At 64.5% G+C, this 18079-nt stretch carries 11 protein-coding genes, 1 tRNA gene, 1 pseudogene, 1 riboswitch and 1 other annotated feature; of the genes and pseudogenes, 7 read left to right on the top strand and 6 right to left on the bottom strand.

Going from position 1 to position 18079, the window contains the following annotated elements:
* Nucleotides 1–116: 116 nt before the first annotated feature.
* The 3 genes from thiQ to thiB are packed head-to-tail and all read right to left on the bottom strand — an operon-like array spanning nucleotide 117 to nucleotide 3533.
* Complete coding sequence (gene thiQ / locus LXB15_RS01530; RefSeq protein WP_233950540.1) at nucleotides 117–854, bottom strand: thiamine ABC transporter ATP-binding protein; 738 nt, start codon at nucleotides 852–854, stop codon at nucleotides 117–119.
* Nucleotides 851–2461 carry a thiamine/thiamine pyrophosphate ABC transporter permease ThiP gene (locus LXB15_RS01525; protein WP_233950539.1) on the bottom strand — a complete coding sequence of 537 codons (1611 nt, stop codon included), beginning with the start codon at nucleotides 2459–2461 and terminating at the stop codon, nucleotides 851–853. The genes thiQ and LXB15_RS01525 overlap by 4 nt, the downstream gene beginning before the upstream one ends.
* 37 nt (nucleotides 2462–2498) lie before the next feature.
* Complete coding sequence (gene thiB, locus LXB15_RS01520; RefSeq protein WP_233950538.1) at nucleotides 2499–3533, bottom strand: thiamine ABC transporter substrate binding subunit; 1035 nt, start codon at nucleotides 3531–3533, stop codon at nucleotides 2499–2501.
* A 43-nt stretch (nucleotides 3534–3576) separates the two neighbouring features.
* A riboswitch (TPP riboswitch) is annotated at nucleotides 3577–3675 on the bottom strand.
* Between the two features lie 156 nt (nucleotides 3676–3831).
* On the opposite strand from thiB, the gene LXB15_RS01515 reads away from it, so the two are divergent.
* From LXB15_RS01515 to LXB15_RS01485, 7 genes and pseudogenes are all read left to right on the top strand, one after another.
* Complete coding sequence (locus LXB15_RS01515) at nucleotides 3832–4473, top strand: thiamine diphosphokinase (RefSeq protein ID WP_233950537.1); 642 nt, start codon at nucleotides 3832–3834, stop codon at nucleotides 4471–4473.
* 108 nt (nucleotides 4474–4581) lie between these two features.
* Nucleotides 4582–4658: transfer RNA gene (locus LXB15_RS01510), tRNA-Arg, on the top strand.
* A 522-nt stretch (nucleotides 4659–5180) separates the two neighbouring features.
* Nucleotides 5181–5801: pseudogene (locus LXB15_RS01505) on the top strand (IS3 family transposase); the annotation flags it as partial.
* Nucleotides 5412–5528: a sequence feature (AL1L pseudoknot), on the top strand. It overlaps the preceding pseudogene by 117 nt.
* 499 nt (nucleotides 5802–6300) lie before the next feature.
* A complete protein-coding gene (locus LXB15_RS01500) occupies nucleotides 6301–8556 on the top strand; it encodes an McrB family protein (protein ID WP_233950536.1) in 2256 nt (751 codons plus the stop codon).
* Nucleotides 8553–9845, top strand: coding sequence for an McrC family protein (locus tag LXB15_RS01495; protein WP_233950535.1), 1293 nt, complete (start codon nucleotides 8553–8555; stop codon nucleotides 9843–9845). The genes LXB15_RS01500 and LXB15_RS01495 overlap by 4 nt, the downstream gene beginning before the upstream one ends.
* Nucleotides 9846–10214: 369 nt before the next feature.
* Nucleotides 10215–10637: a hypothetical protein gene (locus LXB15_RS01490; RefSeq protein WP_233950534.1), complete on the top strand. Its 423-nt coding sequence runs from the start codon at nucleotides 10215–10217 to the stop codon at nucleotides 10635–10637.
* A gap of 263 nt (nucleotides 10638–10900) precedes the next feature.
* On the top strand, nucleotides 10901–11464 hold the full coding sequence (locus tag LXB15_RS01485) for an IS30 family transposase (RefSeq protein ID WP_233950533.1): 564 nt from the start codon (nucleotides 10901–10903) through the stop codon (nucleotides 11462–11464).
* A 26-nt stretch (nucleotides 11465–11490) separates the two neighbouring features.
* Here the strand turns inward: LXB15_RS01485 and drmC are convergent, their stop codons facing one another.
* The 3 genes from drmC to drmA are packed head-to-tail and all read right to left on the bottom strand — an operon-like array spanning nucleotide 11491 to nucleotide 18079.
* Nucleotides 11491–12252 carry a DISARM system phospholipase D-like protein DrmC gene (gene drmC / locus LXB15_RS01480; protein ID WP_233950532.1) on the bottom strand — a complete coding sequence of 254 codons (762 nt, stop codon included), beginning with the start codon at nucleotides 12250–12252 and terminating at the stop codon, nucleotides 11491–11493.
* A complete protein-coding gene (gene drmB / locus LXB15_RS01475; protein WP_233950531.1) occupies nucleotides 12252–14093 on the bottom strand; it encodes a DUF1998 domain-containing protein in 1842 nt (613 codons plus the stop codon). The genes drmC and drmB overlap by 1 nt, the downstream gene beginning before the upstream one ends.
* Nucleotides 14090–18079: a DISARM system helicase DrmA gene (drmA, locus tag LXB15_RS01470; RefSeq protein ID WP_233950530.1), complete on the bottom strand. Its 3990-nt coding sequence runs from the start codon at nucleotides 18077–18079 to the stop codon at nucleotides 14090–14092. Before drmA ends, drmB begins: the two co-directional genes overlap by 4 nt.

Here is an 18079-nt window from a genome sequence, read left to right as displayed (position 1 = left end):
TTATCCGAATCGCTTCGCAGTGCGGTAGGGACGATCCGCAACACGCACCGTAAAATGATTCGACGAAGCCCCTCGTGGATCGCTTTGGGATGACAGGGAATTTCGCCGGAATTGCGTCACGGGACGGGTTTTGCGGTGCCGAGATAGGCGGCGACGCGCGGGTCGCCCTGCCCCGTCAGGACGGCCCGGGTCGGCCCCACCGCGATGATCTCCCCGGCTTCCATGAACGCCACCCGATCGGCGTGGCCGACGGCGTCCTCGGGATGGTGGGTGACCATCACGACCGTCGTCGGCCCGCCCTGCCGCTCGGCGCGCAACCGCTGTAGCAGATCCAGCATGTCGCGGCGCAGGGCCGGACCCAGCGCCGCGAAGGGCTCGTCGAGCAGCAGCAGCGGCCGGTCGCGCAGGAACGCCCGCGCCAGTGCCACGCGCTGGCGTTCGCCGCCGGACATCTCCGCCGGCCGGCGCGTCTCGAAGCCGGCGAGGCCGACCGCGTCGAGCGCCGCCGCCACCCGGACCCGGTCGGCCCGCGAGACGCGCAGGCCGGGGGCGATGCCGAGCGCGACGTTGCGGAAGACGTCGAGATGCGGAAACAGATTGTTGTCCTGGAACAGGATGCTCAGCGGCCGCTCCGAGGGCGGCCGGGCGGTGACGTCGGCACCTCCCATCAGCACACGCCCGGCATCGGGCTCGGCAAAGCCCGCGGCGATGTCCAGCAGCGTCGACTTGCCGGCCCCGCTCGGCCCGATCAGCGCCAGCCACTCCCCGGCCTCGACGGCGAGGTCGAACCGCATGGCCATCGCCTCGTAGGCGAAGCGGATGCCCTGGAGGGCGAGGGCCGGAGGCGCGCTCATCGGGGCGACGGCCGCGGCGCGCCGGCGAGGCCGCGCTCGGCGACGAGCATCAGGCCGAGGCAGAGGACGCCGAGGATGAGCGCGAGGCCCGCGGCGTCGTCGGTGCGGTAGCTGCCCATTCGCTGCAGGAGGAGATACGGCAGGGTGACGAAATCCTGGTTGCCGAACAGCGCGACGGCGCCGAGGTCGCCCAGCGAGATCGCCAGGGCGAAGGCGAAGGCGAGGCCGAGCGGCGCCCGCATCGCCGGTCCGTCGACGTAGCGAAGCCGCGCGAGGCCGGCAAGCCCGAGACTGTCGGCGAGGCGCCCGCTCTCGGCGTTTGCGGAAGCCAGCGCTGGGGCGAGGATGCGTACCGCGAACGGCACCGCCATCCCCGCGTTGGTGGCGACGACAATATAGGGCGCGGCGGCGAAGACGTCCGTCACCTGGCGGAGCGCCAGGAACCAGCCGGCCCCGACGACGACCGGCGGAATGACGAGGACGAGGCTGGCGGCGAGTTCCAGCCGCCGCGCCGCGCGCGGGCGCTTGCCGGCGAGCGCCTCGATCGCCAGCACGACCAGGCCGGAGAGGACCAGCGCGAGGCTGGCGGCGGCGAAGGCGACGACCAGGCTGGTGACGGCGGCCCGCCGGACCGCCGCGTCGGCCAGCAGCGCGCCGAGATCGGCGGCGAGCCCGCGCACCAGGACGGCGGCGAAGGGCGACAGCACGAAGGCGATGCCGAGGACGAGGACGGCGGAGAGGCCGAGCGTCGCGGCGAGGCTGCCGCGGTCATGGCGAAGCGCCCGTCCGCCGAGGCCGAAGCCGGCGACGGCGTCGCCGCCGAGCCGGGTCGCCAGCGCCAGGATCGCCGCGGTCAGGCCGATCTGCAGCAGCGACAGGGCGATGGCGCGGCCTGGGTCGAAATCATAGCGCAGCGCCTGGTAGATCGCGACCTCCAGCGTCGTCGCGCCGGGCCCGCCGCCGAGCACCAGGACGAGGGTGAAGCTGGTGACGCAGAGCATCACGACAAGGCTCGCGGCGGCCGGCAGCATGCCGCGGATCGCCGGCCACTCGATCAGCCGGAAGGTGGCGAGCGGCGTCAGCCCCAACTGTCCGGCAAGCTTCCAGCTTTCCGCCGGCACCCGGTCGAGCGCCGCGACCATCAGCCGGGCGGCGAGCGGCAGGTTGAAGAAGACATGCGCGAGGAGGATTCCCGGCAGGCCGTAGAGATCGAGCCGCGGCAGGCCGAGCGCGGCGAGCCCGCCGGAGAGGACGCCGTTGCGCCCCCAGATGGTGATGATCGCCAGCGCCCCGACCAGCACCGGCAGCGCCTGCGGCAGCAGGAACAGCCGCAGCACCAGGGCCCGGCCCGGAAACCGCGCCCGGTGCAGCGCCACCGCCAGCGGCACGGCGCCGGCGACCGCCAGCAGCGTCGACAGCAGCGCCTGTTCCAGCGTGAACAGCACCACGCCGCGCAGATAGGAATCGCCGACCAGCGCGCCGAGGCCGGGCGCGGCATCGGTGGCGAGGAACAGCACCACGAAGCCGCCGCCGAGATAGGCGGCGAGCAGCCCGGCGGCGGCGAGGCCGAGCCCTGCCCGCAGCCGGCGGTCGGCGGCGCCGGTCACGCGGCGTCCCCGGCGGCCCCGGCCACGGCGGGCGGCCTCAGCGGCCGAGCGCTTCCAGCCATTCCTGCGTCCAGGCGCGCCGGTTGGCCGCCACCGTCTCCGGATCGACGAAGACCGGTGTCGTCACCTCGACGAGCCGGCCGAATTCCGTCGGCAGATCGATCCCGTCGATCACCGGCAGCGACCAGTTGGTGGTCGGGATGATCGACTGGAACGCCGGCGTCAGCATGAAGGCGAGGAAGCGTCGCGCCAGCTCCGGCTGGTCGGCATTGGCGAGCATCGCCGCCACCTCGATCTGCAGGTAGTGCCCGTCCGAGAAGGCGGCGGCCTGGTAGCGCTCCGTGCCCTCCTCGATCATGTGATAGGCGGGCGAGGTCGTGTAGCTGAGGACGATCGGCACCTCGCCATTGGTGAACAGGCCATAGGCCTCGCTCCAGCCGGGCGTCACCGTGAGGATGCGCTTCGACAGCAGCGCCCATTTCTCCTTCGCCGCGTCGCCATAGACCGATTTCATCCACAGCAGCAGGCCGAGCCCCGGCGTCGAGGTGCGGGCGTCCTCGATGACGATCTTCTGCTCCGGGTCGCCATTGACCAGTTCGTCGAGGCTGGCGGGCGGATCGGTGATCGTCTCGGTGTCGTAGACGAAGGCGAGATAGGAATAGTCGAAGGGCACGAAGACCGGATCGGCAAAGCCCGTCGGCACCGACAGCGCCGACAGGTCGACGCCGCTCTCGGCGAACAGGCCGGTCGCCTTGGCCTCCGGGATCAGGTCCGAGGTGAGGCCGAGCGCGATGTCGGCGTCGCTCGACGCGCCCTCGAGCTTCAGCCGGTTGAGGATCGCCACCCCGTCGTCGAGCCCGACGAACTGCAGGTCGCAGCCGCAGACCGCCTCGAACGCCGTCTCGATCTTCGGGCCGGGGCCCCATTCGGGCGTGAAGCTCTCATAGGTGTAGACGGTGAGCACCGGCTTTTCCGCCTGCGCCGACGCGGTGCCGGGGAGCACGAAGGTGGCGAGGCCGGCCGCGACGAGCGGGGCGGCCAGGAGACGCGAGCGGCGAAGAGAATGGTGCATGCGGGGCCTCCCGAGGCGGGGTGGTCGCGCAGCTGCGGCGGGAACCCGCCGACGCCCGCAATCCCTCCGCCGGCATAATCCGGATCAGGTTCGACGGGTTGGCGTGACGCCTCTCAGCCCGAAGGCACCCCGTGTGAGCCGATCCGGCTTACGCCCTGCGCCGGATTCCGGCAAGGGGCGCCGGATGCGCCCCGCCGTGGCCCTGTGGTCCCGGAGCCGAGCGTGGCGAGCACCACCGGCGACCGGCCGCCGGCGAAAAGCGATTCCGGCGCGCCGCGCCTTGCTGTAGGGCTGGCGCATGTCGCGCTTTGCCATCCTCCTCGCCGGCCGCATCGAACCGACGCCGGCGCTCCGCGCCGCGCTGTCCGGCGCCCGCGTCATCGCCGCCGATGACGGGCTGCGCCATGCGCTGCCGCTCGGGGTGACGCCGGAGCTCTGGGTCGGCGACTTCGATTCCAGCCCCGCCGAACCGCCGGCGGCCTTTGCCGGCCTGCCGCGGCAGACCTTCGCGGTCGACAAGGACCGCACCGACGGGGAGCTTGCGGTCGACGCGGCGCTCGCCCGCGGCGCGACCCGGCTGCTGCTCGTCGGCGCCCTCGGCGGCCCGCGCAGCGACCATGCCTTCGCGCATCTGGTGCTCGTCCTCCGGCTCGCCGCTGCCGGCATCGCGGTGGAGTGCTTCGACGGCAGCGAATATGCCTGGCCGCTGTCCCCGGCGCCGCGCCGCTTCGACCTTGGCGCCGGCACGCAGTTCTCGATCCTGAAATTCTCCGACCTTGCCGGCCTCACCATCGCCGGCGCGAAATGGCCGCTCGACGATGTCGCGCTGCCGTTCCACTCGATCCTGACCCAGTCCAACGAGGCGGCCGGGCCGATCACCGTCAGCGTGCGCGAGGGCGCCGCGATCCTCATCGCCCAGGCCGACCCGGCGGTGCGCTGAACGCCGGCGCGGACTGCGGCGGCCTGCCGCATCGCCGCCCGGCAAGCACCCGCCCTCGCCGACAAGGCTTGGCGGCGGCCGCCGCTTTCGCTTATGGTGCCCCCGCGTGGTCCCGTAGCTCAGCAGGATAGAGCATCAGATTCCTAATCTGAGGGTCACTGGTTCAAATCCAGTCGGGATCACCAAATAAATATCTGAAACTGCTATATTTCCCGATCATCCACACGACGCGCCTGCCGCCATGGTCACTTTATGGTCACGGCGATCGCGGCTTGAGCAGCTTCAGATTGCCGCGAACTACGAAAATTCGTTCTTGACGATTCGCCTTCCCATCCTGCCGAAGAAGGTGCCGGCTACACGCTGATCGGCCGCGTCGCGGCGGAGCTGCCGTCAGCGGAGAGGTCCGCCCCGGCGACGCGGTCCGCATCTTCACCGCGCCGCCACCGCCCGGATGCGACGCGTTGGTGATGCAGGAGCATGCTCAATGCGTGGACGGGATTTGGCTTTGACCGAACTTCCGGCCGCCTCGCCTCACGCCGCACTGCCGGCGGCGTGATCGGCCCCGACAGTGCCCCTTCTTGAGTGGCAGACCCGGTCGGGTCCGGGCCTTGAACATTACCATCTGCAAGAGCCGGTAGGAGCACTGAAAGAGGCGATTGAACCGCTCCGGGTTTGTCGGAGGCTCCACCTCTTGAGAGACTGGAGCCATGACGAAGAAGAGAATTTCGCCGTTTAGACCCGAGGTCCGCGCCCGCGCGGTTCGAATGGTTTTGGATCACCGAGAGGATCACGGCTCGCAATGGGCCGCGATCCAATCTATCGCAGCGAAGATCGGCTGCTCGGGCGAGACGCTTCGCAACTGGGTGCGGCAGGATTAAGTCGCTGGAACGTGAGGTGCGCGAGCTTCGTCAGGCCAACGAGATCCTTCGCAAGGCCAGCGCGTATTTTGCGATGGCCGAGCTCGACCGCCCGTTCAGACGATGATGGCGTTCATCGACGAGAACCGTGACGACTACGGGGTCGAGCCGATCTGCCGGGTTCTGCCGATCGCCCCGTCAACCTACCACAAGCATGCCGCTCGCCAGGCCGAGCCCTCTTTGCTGCCGGCGCGGGCAAAGCGGGACGATGTCCTGCGCGTCGAGGTGCGCCGCGTATTCAACGAGAACTTCGGCGTCTACGGCGTCAGAAAGGTCTGGCGACAGATGAAGCGCGAGGGCTTCGACGTGGCTCGATGCACCGTTTCGCGGCTGATGCGGGAGATGGGCCTGAGAGGCGTCGTGCGGGGCAAGAGCATCCGCACGACGATCCGAGATGCCTCGGCACCGTGCCTTCAGAAGAACTGCATCGCCAGCATCGAACGCCTGATTTGGCCAGGATACATCAGTTGACTGGATCGCATGGCTTGCAGCAACTGCGGATCGTCCCTGATTGGCCAAGCTGATCGTGACAATGGCGATTCAGAATCGACCTTTGAGAAGTGCTTTCAATGCGGGGAGGAGTTCGATCAGCAACAGCTCGCCGAAATGGTGGTCGAAGCCAGCTATGGGAATGACGCAAATTATGCCATGAAAGATGGGGAGTCGTCCCGGTTGCTTCCTGCCCCGAATGCGGTGCTGAGGCCTATGTAGAGAATGGCGAGGGCAGCGTCTGCTTTGCCTGCAAGGAAACCGTAGGTAGAGAATGCGGCCGCTGCAGCACAGACATCACGTGAATGAATACAACCCCGATTACCCCGATCTTTGCAGCTATTGCGCCCACACCCGGGAAAAGGTGATGCGGGAATAATGGTGCGAGAGGCTGGAACTGTAAAATCAGGAAAGTGGGAATTTGTCTCGATTCAATCCAAATCACCACGTCGCTCCGATCTACGAGGCTGCTTCGACTTGGAAGGAGAACTGCTTTCTCGCAGACGGATCGGCGTTGTCGGACGGCGGAAGCCTTTGGACGAACACCTTGCTAGGGGAGCTCGATCAGAACTTCGTAAAGAATCTCGACGCCGGTGAAGGTGATTTCCTCTCGAAATTGAAGGTGCAGCTTTCGGAGGGCTCCCCTGATTGCCGCCAGCTGATGGCCGAGAGCCTGTGGCTTACGCTGCTCTTCCCATCGAACGTCGGTGCCGCCAAGAAACGTGAGAACGTGCTCGAGATCTGGTCGTGGTCAGGCGAGGATCTGAATGCGGCTCACCCACTTCTGGCAGACGCTGTCCTTGAGGGCATCGGCTCCGCCGGAACGGCTTACAACACGCACCGTTGGCGCGAGCTGGTCTTCCTCATCGGCGCCATGCGCGATTTCAAGACTCGCGATGTCTCCGACCGCGATGAGATCGCTTCGGGCCCGTGGGCATTCTCTGGCTGGCTGAGTGGTCTCTCGGACGCGCGGCACAGACAGCTGATCCACATCCTGCCGCACCTGCTGTTTCCCGACACATTTGAGCGGATCAGTTCCGAGGGTGACAAGCGCTTGATCCTCGCTGGATTCGGAGACACGCCGGAGAAGGAGATCCGAAAGTGGAGCACTGTCGAGATCGACCGAGCCTTGCTAGAGTTGCGCCGCCGACTTGAGGACGAGCATGGCGCGGACATCGATTTCTACCAGGAAGAGTTTGAGTCCCAGTGGAAGAATCAAACAAAGAACTGGCTCCTCAGCTGGAACCCGACCAGATGGACCTGGGACACACTCGCGGCCGACCGCGCCACGACGATCAGCGGGGAGAAGGCCGACAAGCGTTGGCGCTGCAGCTCGAGCAAGCCGCGCGAGGGTGACCGTGTCTTTCTGATCCGGACCGGCAGTCCTCCGAAAGGCGTCGTGGCAGTCGGAAAGATCACGCGCGCGCCCTACGAAGCGGAGCACTGGGAACAGGCGCGCGCCGAAACCGGCGAAACGACGCGTTTCGTTGACGTGGCATTCGACTCCGTCCGCGATGCTACGACCGACGAGATCGTCCCTCTGGAAGAGCTGCAGAGCCGCGAACCCGGCCAGGAATGGAACCCGCAGTCTTCCGGGATCGAGATCAAGGCAAAGGCAGCCCGGACCCTGGAGCGCCTATGGAAGGCGGTGCCACCTATCGTATCGGGCGCTACTACGCCGGGAGACGACGCCGGAACTGGAGACGCGTCTCCAAAGAAACTCGCGCCGCCCCTGAACCTCATTCTCTACGGCCCTCCGGGTACCGGCAAAACGTATCGCCTGAAGAACGACTATCTGCCGCGATACCAGGACGAGGCCGGAGATCGCTTCGAGTTCGTAACGTTTCATCAGAGCTACGCGTACGAGGACTTCGTCGAGGGAATTCGCCCTGTGACGGAGAACGGCACCGTCACCTACGAGGTGCGGCCGGGGGTGCTGAAGCGGCTTTGCGATCGAGCCCGACGCGCACCGGACAAGCGGTTTGCCCTCTTCATCGACGAGATCAATCGCGGAAACGTTGCCAAGGTCTTCGGGGAGCTGATCACGCTGGTCGAGGTGGACAAGCGGATCCGCACTGACGCCTCGGGACACCGTTTGGCGAGCTGCAAGGGCTTGGAAACGACACTCCCATACTCAGGTCAGCGTTTTGGCGTGTCCGCGAATGTCGACGTGATCGGCACCATGAACACCGCGGACCGCTCGATTGCTCTGCTCGACAGTGCCTTACGGCGCCGGTTCCGGTTCGAGGAACTCACGCCGAAGCCAGAACTGCTTGAATCGATCGACGACGGCGAGGGTAACGCGATCGACCTGCGTCAACTTCTGCAAGCCATGAATGCCCGTCTGTCCCGCCTGCTGCATCGCGACCAAACCCTCGGCCACAGCTACTTCTACCACGTGAAGTCGTTCGACGAGCTACGCCGTGTCTTTGCCAGGGAGATACTGCCCTTCCTGCAAGAGGCGTTCTATGATGACTGGCGTCAGATCCGATACGTCCTCGCCGACCAGGCCGTGGAGAAGGAGCTGCAATTAGTTCGGGCGCGGACGCAGAGTGCCGCTGTGCTCTTTCCCAAGGCGGACCCGGCCGAGATCGGGGACGGTGAGGCGTTCGAAATCATTCGGGAAGACGACATTACCCGGGACGCGATCCGCAAGATCTACGAGCCACCGGAATGAAACGCCTGACATTCCGAGAGAGGGAGGGCGTCACCATTGGCCCGGCCGGCGAGATTAGCGAGCTAGAGGCAGAAGGTATTGCGAAGCTTGCCGGACGACTACCCCCAGGGGCTCTCGTATGGGGCCACCGCGCGCTGAAGTTCGGGCCTTTCTGTGGGGTCTTACAAACCGAGCAGCTGGCGATCGAGATACTTCCCAAGATCGACCATGGCAGCGATAGCAGCGAAGACATGCGGGGTCTTCTGGTGACCATGCTTGCGCGCGCTGGAGAGCTTGGGTCGAAGCGAATGGGCGATGCCGGCCTCGGGCAACAGCACAGCCACCTCCTGGACGTCTTCATCGAGGATTTCTGCAGCGAGGTGAAGTCCGCGCTCCGAGGCGGGGCCATCGCCCAATACTCGGAGAGGGCGGCGAACCTCAACGCCATCCGCGGACGTCTCGAGCTGACCGAGCACCTGCGCACGAACGCGTTTGACCGTTCTCATCTGCTCTGTCGCTTCGACGAACGCAGTATCGACAACCCATACAATCAAGCGCTGAAGGCCGTACTCCGGGTCCTTCTGGGGTTCGCACTGAGCCCGAGGACTCGGGCGATGGTGGCGGCGTTCCTTCATCGCTTTGACGAGGTGACCGATTGCAGGATCAGGGCTCGCGACATTGACGTGCTCCGCCTTGATCGCACCATCCGACATTGGGAGACAGTATTTGCGCAAGCCCGCTGGCTGCTGTCAGGCCTCTATCCGGATGTTCGCACCGGCGACGCAGCTGGTTCGGCGCTGCTGTTAAACATGGAAAAGCTCTTCGAGACGGTGCTCGGACTGCGCATCCGACACGCCTGTCAGATGCACGGGGGTGGTCGCCTCTCTGTCGGACTACAGGGGCCTGTGAAAAACCTCGCCACGTCGGGCTTCCAGCTGCGGCCTGACATCACCGTTCAAAGCGGAGACGAGAGCCTCGCCATCCTCGATGCAAAATGGAAGCGCCTCGATCTCGGCGAGCCGAACTCGGGCGTTTCGAGTGGTGACGCTTATCAGATGAACGCCTACGCCAGTCGCTACCGCTGCAAGCGACTCGCGCTCGTCTACCCGGCGTCCGGGGATTGCCCGCCTGGGAAGATCACCGAGTTCGTGCTCATGACCGAAGAGCGGCCGATACTGGAGGTCGTCGCGGTCGATGTTCGAGAGCTCGCCTTCGGCAGCGGGATCCCGGCCGGTATCAATGGGATGATCCCGATCGAGCGGCACTGGAAGCAACGGATATCGCAGGCACAGAATTACGAAGCGGCGTGAAGGACTTCGGCTCCTCTTGCTTCCACAGTGCTTGCACGGGGCGGTGGAAAAGCAAACGCCGCCCTGGAGGAGGTGGATTCCAGCGCGAGGCTCGCCATTCGATTAGGATTCAGAAACCGTTGGCATCTTTCAAAGATCGAAGGCATCCTAGTGTTTGTTTCCATGGAGGAGCCGATGGGGCGTGGTGGATATCTAGGGGGTAGCACCATTATCCGTCCCGGCTTCGGGTGGTTCTCCAACGACGCCAGGACATCCGACCCACCCCCTCGGTCTACGTCGGGCCAAACTTCTCGCAGCCCGAGCGGGTCAAGCGCGAACAATGCAAGGCAAAAGCCAAAGGTCGATGAGAAAATCCTCTGGCGCGGTTACGTGTCCAGTATCATCAGCGCTCACTTGACCGGTGCTTCGGCCCCGAACCCTCCCAAACAGATTCGCGAAGCTGCCCTGCAGGTCGTGGCATTGTCCGGCGATTCGTTCACTTGGGCAAAAACGCACCCCGAGTTTTCGAAGCTTTATGAAAAGCGGTCGAGGAAGCTGAAAGGGAGACAACCTGTCGCTGTCGAAAAGGCGGCATTGCCACCAGCTTCAGTTCAAAGAGCAAAGAGTAAGACACCGCCGCCGGGGATTCATGCCCACCCTGAAATGGCGGCACTGGCGAAGGAGCGCGACTTCATCCTCAGCAAAATTGAAACCGCCCAGAGTCGCATAAGACGGCTCGAGGAAGAACTTCGCGAGGTGGACAGCAGGTTGAACTTCGCTCGCCGAATTTTGCAAGCACCTACCACCGGCTGAATACGGGCAATCTGCTTTTCATCCGCTCGAACTCCCCGACGCCCACGCCCCTCCATGTGCCATGCCGCTTCTCAAACATTTCGCGGCAAGGACAAAGCAATGAAGAAGCCCGGCATAGGGTCAGGGACGCCAAGGGCTCTCAGCACGCCCCTTAAAAAGGCGTCCTCCGTGGGGACCTCATCCGGTGAGTTCCAGAGCGAGGTGCAACACCCCCGGGCCGAGTTAAGCTCGGCTTGGTTGTCCAGACCTTTGGGAGTGTTGCAGTGTCATCGTATTCCCACCTGTCTTCGGCTGAAAGGGAGCAGATCGCTATCCTCCAGGCTGCGGGCCATTCCACAAACGCCATCGCCGAGGCGCTCGGGCGAGCACCGTATACCATCGGCGGTGAGCTGAGGCGCAACTGTCTTGCCGGCGGCGGTTACTCGCCCCACCACGCCGACGGGGCCCATCTTGAACGGCGCCAGCGCGAGGCTGCTCTGGAAGGCGACGAACGCCTGTCTCGTTTCGTCATCGATCGCCTTTCCGAAGGCTGGTCTCCCGAACAGATCGCGGGCTGGCTGAAGAACGGCGCGGAGCCGAAGTTGCGCTCGCTCGTCACCGAGACGATCTACGCCTTCGTCTACCGTCCGTCCCAGAAGGCCGCCGAACTCTGGCGCTATCTGCTGCGTCGGCGAAGAACCCGCCGCCCAATGAAGGCACGCCCGTCCCGCGACGCCATCAAGGACCGCCGTTCGATCCACGACCGGCCGACCTCGGCCGCCGATCGAAAGCAGGCGGGCCATTGGGAGGTCGATCTCGTCATCTGCAAGAGGCCTCGGCCAGTTTAAAGTTGCCGACTGTGATGATTCGCCCGCTAAATTTTCCGAATGACCCTCGTTTTAATTAGAGCAAGAAGATGCGCGCGTAGACCCGTCGGTACGTGTCCACCGCTGATAACGACGCCGGCCTCCATATTTTTCTCGAGTGCGTGTCCAGTAAGGTTTGCACTGGTCAAAAAGGCCGTGAGCCCGTCGGCGACAGCTACTTTCGCGTGAACCCTTCCTTCATCGAACGGTGCAGGCCGGTCGGTCCAGACATACAGGGCTGCCGAAGGCACACAGCGCCGCATCGTGGCGACAGGGTCGACGGATAGGCTCCCACCTTGGCTCGCGGAGGTCTCCAGTAGAATACGGACTTCGATGCCGCGAGCAGCTGCGGCGTTCAATGCGTCGACGACCGAGGAGACATCGTATGCGACGAAGCTGACGAGAAAGAGGTCAGTCTGCGCGCGATGGATGAGATCCAGAAGCACCTGCTCTGTGCGACGGGTGGCGACGAAGGGTGTTGTCGGGCCTGTCCAGACGAGTTCGACACTGCTCTCGCGCTGTGCCTGTTGGCGGGCGTATGCCGCGCCGACCAATATGCCGGCAAATACATCACCTGATATTTCCGTCTGCCTCCACGCGGCGATCAGACGATCGAGCGCTGCGCGAGCAGCCGGCGTAGTCACAAGCTGATGCAGGTTTCCATCTCTTTCGGCCGACAGCGAGCCGCGGACACGATCAGCAAGTGCTTCGATCCTCGACGGAGACAACAGGGCCACGAGATCCGTGGCTGCGATCAGCATCGCTTCCATCAGACGGTCTCGAAGAATGCTGCATCGGGGTTTTCGAGCGTGGGCACGACGAGGGAGCGATCGAGATGGCGATTTCCCCTCTCACATGACGTTTCCGAGACAAAAGAACAAGCGTGACACGCTGCGCCGTGAAGCGACTGATCCTTGCTTGGATCGTGTTCTGAACAGAGGGGATCGGAGGCGCAGATATATGCGCGGTCCAGAGCTTGGCGTAGAAGTCGGCCGAGATTTTCGGGCTTGCCGAGTTCTACCAGTCCCCCGAGGGTTCCATCGGAGTCTGCCGCAGCCGTGTAGATGAGAAATCCGGCTTGATCCCTTCCGTCCTCGACATCCGCATATATCCGTTCACGAATGCTCGCGGCATTATAGCCGCACTCCAGCGCCAGTTCCCGGATCAGCATGTGCGCAAGGGTGTGGAGCATGACGTAGCGGACGCCTGGATAACCTTCGTTTGGGTCGAGGTTTCGCTTGTGACGCCATCCGCGGTGCCCCTGTCTGAGTCGAGCATCAAGCGATTTCACGGTCTCCTTGTCCGCCCAAGCCTTCAATGCATCGACATTGAAGCGGATGAAAATACCTTCTCCCTGAACCTGAGTGGCTGGCACCCAGTTAGGCGCGGCGCGTCCGAGTGGAGCGCGTGGGGCCGCGTCGTCTCCCGTGCCCTCATCCGGGGACTCGACCCTCGTGAACCCGAGGAGTGCATTCACCTCACGAAGGCGCTCCAGCAAGAGGACGCGTGTGATCGCCGAACCAAAGCCTGAAGGAATGGCGACCTTCTTGCTCATGAAGTGCGGATAGTCGGTCGGCGGGCTGTCGGCCGTCAGCACATCCCATTCCGGCCCCTTCAAATCACTCTGTTCGACGGTCGATCCACCATTGCGATGGACTTCTATGGCGGTCCAGATCTGATCGTCGGTGAACTGCTCGATCCCGGGCAACTGAGCGGTCTTCTTGAGGGTCTTGACGACGAACGCGACCTCGGCAGCGGAACTGACATCTTCGAAGAAGGTCCAGCCGTCCGCGACCAGTTGCGCCAAAGGACTTCCTGTTTGCGGGATGGCCAGGACCGACAATGTGACGGGGAACCAGCCATTCGTTGCCCCTAGAAGGATGGCACGAGGGTCTTCAGTGCAATCGTCTTCGAACTTGTCGATGTGCGGATGTCGCCCGCGGCACCCCGGTAGATTGTCTCGACCGGCCTGACCGAAGGCCTGCGCCATGTTCTTCGATGCGCCGCAGCCGTCACACTTGACCCACAGGTTCTCGGTTTGAAGCGATGCGCCGCTCTCGAAGAATCTCAACGTCGCTCGGCATGTGCTCGGCCCACCATGAACGAACCAGTGCCAAGCAAAGTCATCGAGATGGCCAGCACGACACGCCATGAGGAAGCGGGCCGGAACCGCATCGGCATCTCTGGCCCTTTGATTGTTGTTCGATCCTCGACAACCCTCATGAACGAAGCGCGTCGATTCCGGGCGGTACCTGTTCTCTTTCAGCTTGAACAAGCCGGCGTCATAGGGTGACAGCAGCCCGCATTTCACACAGCGCAGCCATCTCGGGAAAGGCTTGACGGGCACGCCGATCAGCGCCGCGGCAGAAAAGGGGTCTATGATGTCCCTCTCGCCGATGGGTGGCATACGTAATGAATCGACTTGGGGACCGAGCACGCTCCGGACATTGGCGAGCAGGCGTGCCTCTTGTATCGGCTGACACCGATCTTTCTCCCAGCGATCGATCCCCATCGTGACCACCGACATGTTCGGGAGGTCGATCAATGCTCCTGGACCATAGGTCCAAAGCAACTGGCTCGGTCGGATTTCTCCTACGGGTGTCCTGCTCATTGCTGATCCTCCTCGGGCTGCGTCACCCGCGGTCGCCAAGTCGGATCACTGGTCGATCGATCGTCCTCCATCACGAGCCGCACGCCGGGCTCGACCTCTCGCATCGACATCGGGACGGTCCAGTCGGTCCAGGGCTTGATGCCGGGCGCCGAGAGCAGCGGATAGGCGGTGGGACCCGCGCCATGCTTCTGGTAGACGAGTGTGCGGCCGCCGACGCCCGCTTCATTGGCCCAATCGTCGGCACGGCTCTTCATCTCGGCTTCGGTCAAAGCCTTCTTCCCCGAATCCTCGGTGACTTCCCAGGTTCGGGCGGCGATGGCTCCAATCGTTTCCAGCATCTCGTTGAGGCTCGGACTGTTCATCGCGCCAGCCCCATCGTTCGCCGCAAAGGGATCATAGGTATGGCGCATGATGGAAAGCATCGCGCCCGTAAGCCCTCGGTCCAGCGCACGCGGTGAGAACGGCGTGACGGATTGGGCTTCGACATGCTGGTAGAAGGTCGCGTGGTAGTGCTCGAATGTCTCGTAGTGCGACAGGTCGCGAGGCCGCGCCCACGTCAGCACGGTCGCCACGAGCCCCGGCGGCGTACGGCCCACACGGCTCGTCGCTTGGATGTATTCGGCCGTTCCCTTTGGCTGACCGTTGACGACCATCACCCCGAGACGATTCACGTCGACACCGACCGACAGCATATTAGTCGCCAGCACGGCATCGATCGGTCGGGCCTCTCCTGGCTTCCTGTTGGTGAACCATTTGCCCTGTGCCGGATCGAAGACCCCCTCGAATGGAACCTCGAGCTGATCGAGGTATCGCGGAATGTCCTGGCTCGAGACGCGCGACGTCAGTTCGCTGATTTCCTCGACACGTCGCTGGGAGAGCCCCGGCCGGTCCACCAAGCTCATGTTGACGCGGAACGAACGCGTCTGGACGTCGTCTTCCGCCAACCGCTTCATGCCGCCGAGTTCTCGCAGCGAGTTGAAGTAGCCGACGAGCGTCATGTAGGGGTCGGCCACCGGACCGAACCGATCGAACAGTGCCTGCGCGGCGGTCAGGAATGCAGTGTAGGTCCTGATCAGCACCGCAGGACGCGAGCTGCCCGGCGCACAGACGCCCATGTAGCGCCGCCCGGGTTTCTCGCCGATTGGTCGCTGTACGGAGAAGAAGTTATCCTCGACGTCCAATCCCGTGGGCGGGAACACCGAGATTCGGCGCATGAAGACATTGCGTACCTGATCATCTGCGCGCCGCACGGTCGCGGTGGAGGCGACGACTTTGGGGCGGACTTTCGTGTCGCCTAGAACCCAGCTGCTCAACTCGTCGACGGCCGTCTCGTACAGGCCCACCATCGTGCCCAGTGGACCGCTGATGAGGTGGAACTCGTCCTGGATGATGAGGTCTGGCGGCCTGATGGCGCGGACCGGCTTTACACTGGCGGCGGGATACGAACCCCTTGCCCTGTGTCCGGTGCCACAGTCGTGGCTAGGCCAGAGCAGGCCATGGCGTCCGCACTCCTGATCGACGCGGCCGAACAGGTTTCGAACCTCGGGGCGCCACGCCATCATCGCGAACTTGTCGACGGTCGCGATCATCATCGTCGGAGGGCGGTGATAGATCTCCTCGTCGACGACCTTCACCGGAAGCCCCGGGTGAGGTTGGCCACTCGATTTCGCTTTCGAGAATTCGCAACCGCCGAGCTTGTCGCCGCAGTGGATCAGCGTTCTTCCCGCGACCCTGTCCACCTCGATGTCGCGACCGCCGGAAATCTCCGAACCGCACCACGGACAGCTGGTCAGCTGTGCTGGCGAGGCAATGCCGGCCTTGTTGCGGTCGTTGTTTCGAATGGCCTCAATGGCCTGATGAGAGGCTTCCGTCGTCCCCGGAGTCACACGGTTGCCCACCCAGAGGCCGAGCGTGAACGGTTCCTTGCCCCACGTCTTGTCGTCCGTGCGGCGGATCACCTCCATCGCACAGAGCAGCGTCGTCGCCCGTTGGAATTGCTGCAGGGTCAGAAGTCTAAGGGTGTAGCGCATGATGACGGCCAGACCGCGGGAGGCGTCGAGGCCGCCCAGATCGTTCTTCAGCCGGCGCATGGCCATGGCGAAAGCCGCCACGCCGAGATAGGCCTCGGTCTTGCCGCCACCCGTCGGGAACCAGAGCAGATCAGCGAACGCCTCGACCGGCTTCGTCCGGTCCGGATGTGCCGGATCGGCGAGCGATGGGATCGACAGCAGCAGGAACGCCAGCTGGAACGGGCGCCAAGATCTGTTCTTCGGCACGTCCAACGTGGTCAAATCGACGGTCTCGTTCCGTCTACGCTTCAGCGCGTAGATGCTTCGGACACGCTGCATGGCCATGGACCGGTTGGCGAAGCGGAATGCCTCCAGCGCTTTCGGATCGGCGAAGAGCGTGCTCATGCCCTCTCGGAGGCGCCGCAGGATCTCCTCGCAGCGCTCGATGACGTCCTTGCCCGGATCGTCGAAGCCGGTGATCTCCGACCCCAGCCGGGCTTTCTGCTCGTCGATCCAAACGGCGTAATCGTCGATGAGGCACGAGAGCGCCTCGCGCAGTGCGTCCGGCGCCATCTCCGCCAGTCGGGTCATGTCGAGCCAGCCCTCGTCGAGCATGCGGCGCATGGCCGGGCGGTCCCTGGGGTCGAGGCCAGGCGTTTCGGTAACGGCGACTTCGTAGCGCGGGATGATCTCGGTTCTGACGCGATGGGCCTTCGTCGGATCCTCGGGCGTCGTGTCGGCGTGGACGGACACCCCGTGGCCGACCGCGAACTCCAGCCGGTCGCGATAGATGAGAGCAAGGCGGTCGCGTTCCGGATCGTCGACCACGACCTCGTTGGACGGCCGGCGGCGGAACACCGATTTGTCGCTCTGGCCCTCGGGGGCCTCGACGGTGATCTCCGGCTGGAACAGCCAGGCGCGGTCCTTGTTGTCTTCGGGTTCCAACTGCCCGTTGACGAGGAACAATGTGACCAGGCGCTCCCCCTTGTTGTTCGTCCGAACCGTCCCCTGCAGGCGGACATCCGGTTGATCAGGGTCGGGAGTGGACGGCTTGATCGGCCCGTCGACGAGCGGAACGGCCACGAAGCCACCGCACGGGATCCGCTGCCAGACCCTGACCTTCACCTCCTCCTCGTGGCCGGTTTGACGGTTCTTCCGTGTCTTGACGATGTCGTGCTCATCGTTGGGAACGCGCTCGTAGCGTCCCCATCGTGCATCGACTGCCAGCTTCTCGACGTTGGGCGCCACGCAGAAGGTCAGGCCCAAGCTGGAGGGAACCAGCGACTGGTTGTTCGTGGTGTCGATCTCATCAAGGGCGTCGTCCTCGGGTTCCACCCTGCCAGATGCACTGGCGAACTCGGCGCCGGGCTCGTGGAGCGGCGCCGTCCGTTCATCCTCGAGGTCGCCGGCTTCCTCGGCCGCCGAAGCCGGTTCGACCCCGGCCGCCTGGTCGTCGTCCGGCCGGCGCGGCGCCAGCTTGCCGACCAGATAGCGGTCGCGGACGCTCATGTCCTTGATCAGCTCATGGGGGCCACCGGCGGGGCCGAGCAGATCGTCACGCACGGCGAGTTCCAGGAGATCGCGGGTGTAGGCGACATCGTCGATCAGCGGCACTGCGCCGGGGTCAGGAACGCCGAGCAGCGGTAGGATGCGGAGGAACTCGTCCCATGGGAGCCGCACAACAGGGGCGGTCGGCGCGGTCAAGCCGAGGTCGGCGAGCGGCACGGACGGTTCGACGGTCTGCCAATGGTCGAAATGGATCGTGGCGCCGTCGAGGTCCGAGCGGATGCGAAGGATACGGCCCACCTCGGAGACGTTGCCACCATCGTCCAGTGCGACGACCCAGTGGCCCTCTTCGATTGCGCCGTGAGTGGTCGACCCCACGTCGATACGGACGGAATAGCGGGGCGCGTTGGACGTCCGCTTGACTATCCAGGCGCTGACAGATGGTTCGGTAGTCGTGGTCAGATCGGCCAT

Origin of the sequence: Aurantimonas sp. HBX-1, assembly GCF_021391535.1 — a bacterium.
Lineage (GTDB): Bacteria > Pseudomonadota > Alphaproteobacteria > Rhizobiales > Rhizobiaceae > Aurantimonas.
This window is presented reverse-complemented; position numbering and strand designations above follow the sequence as displayed.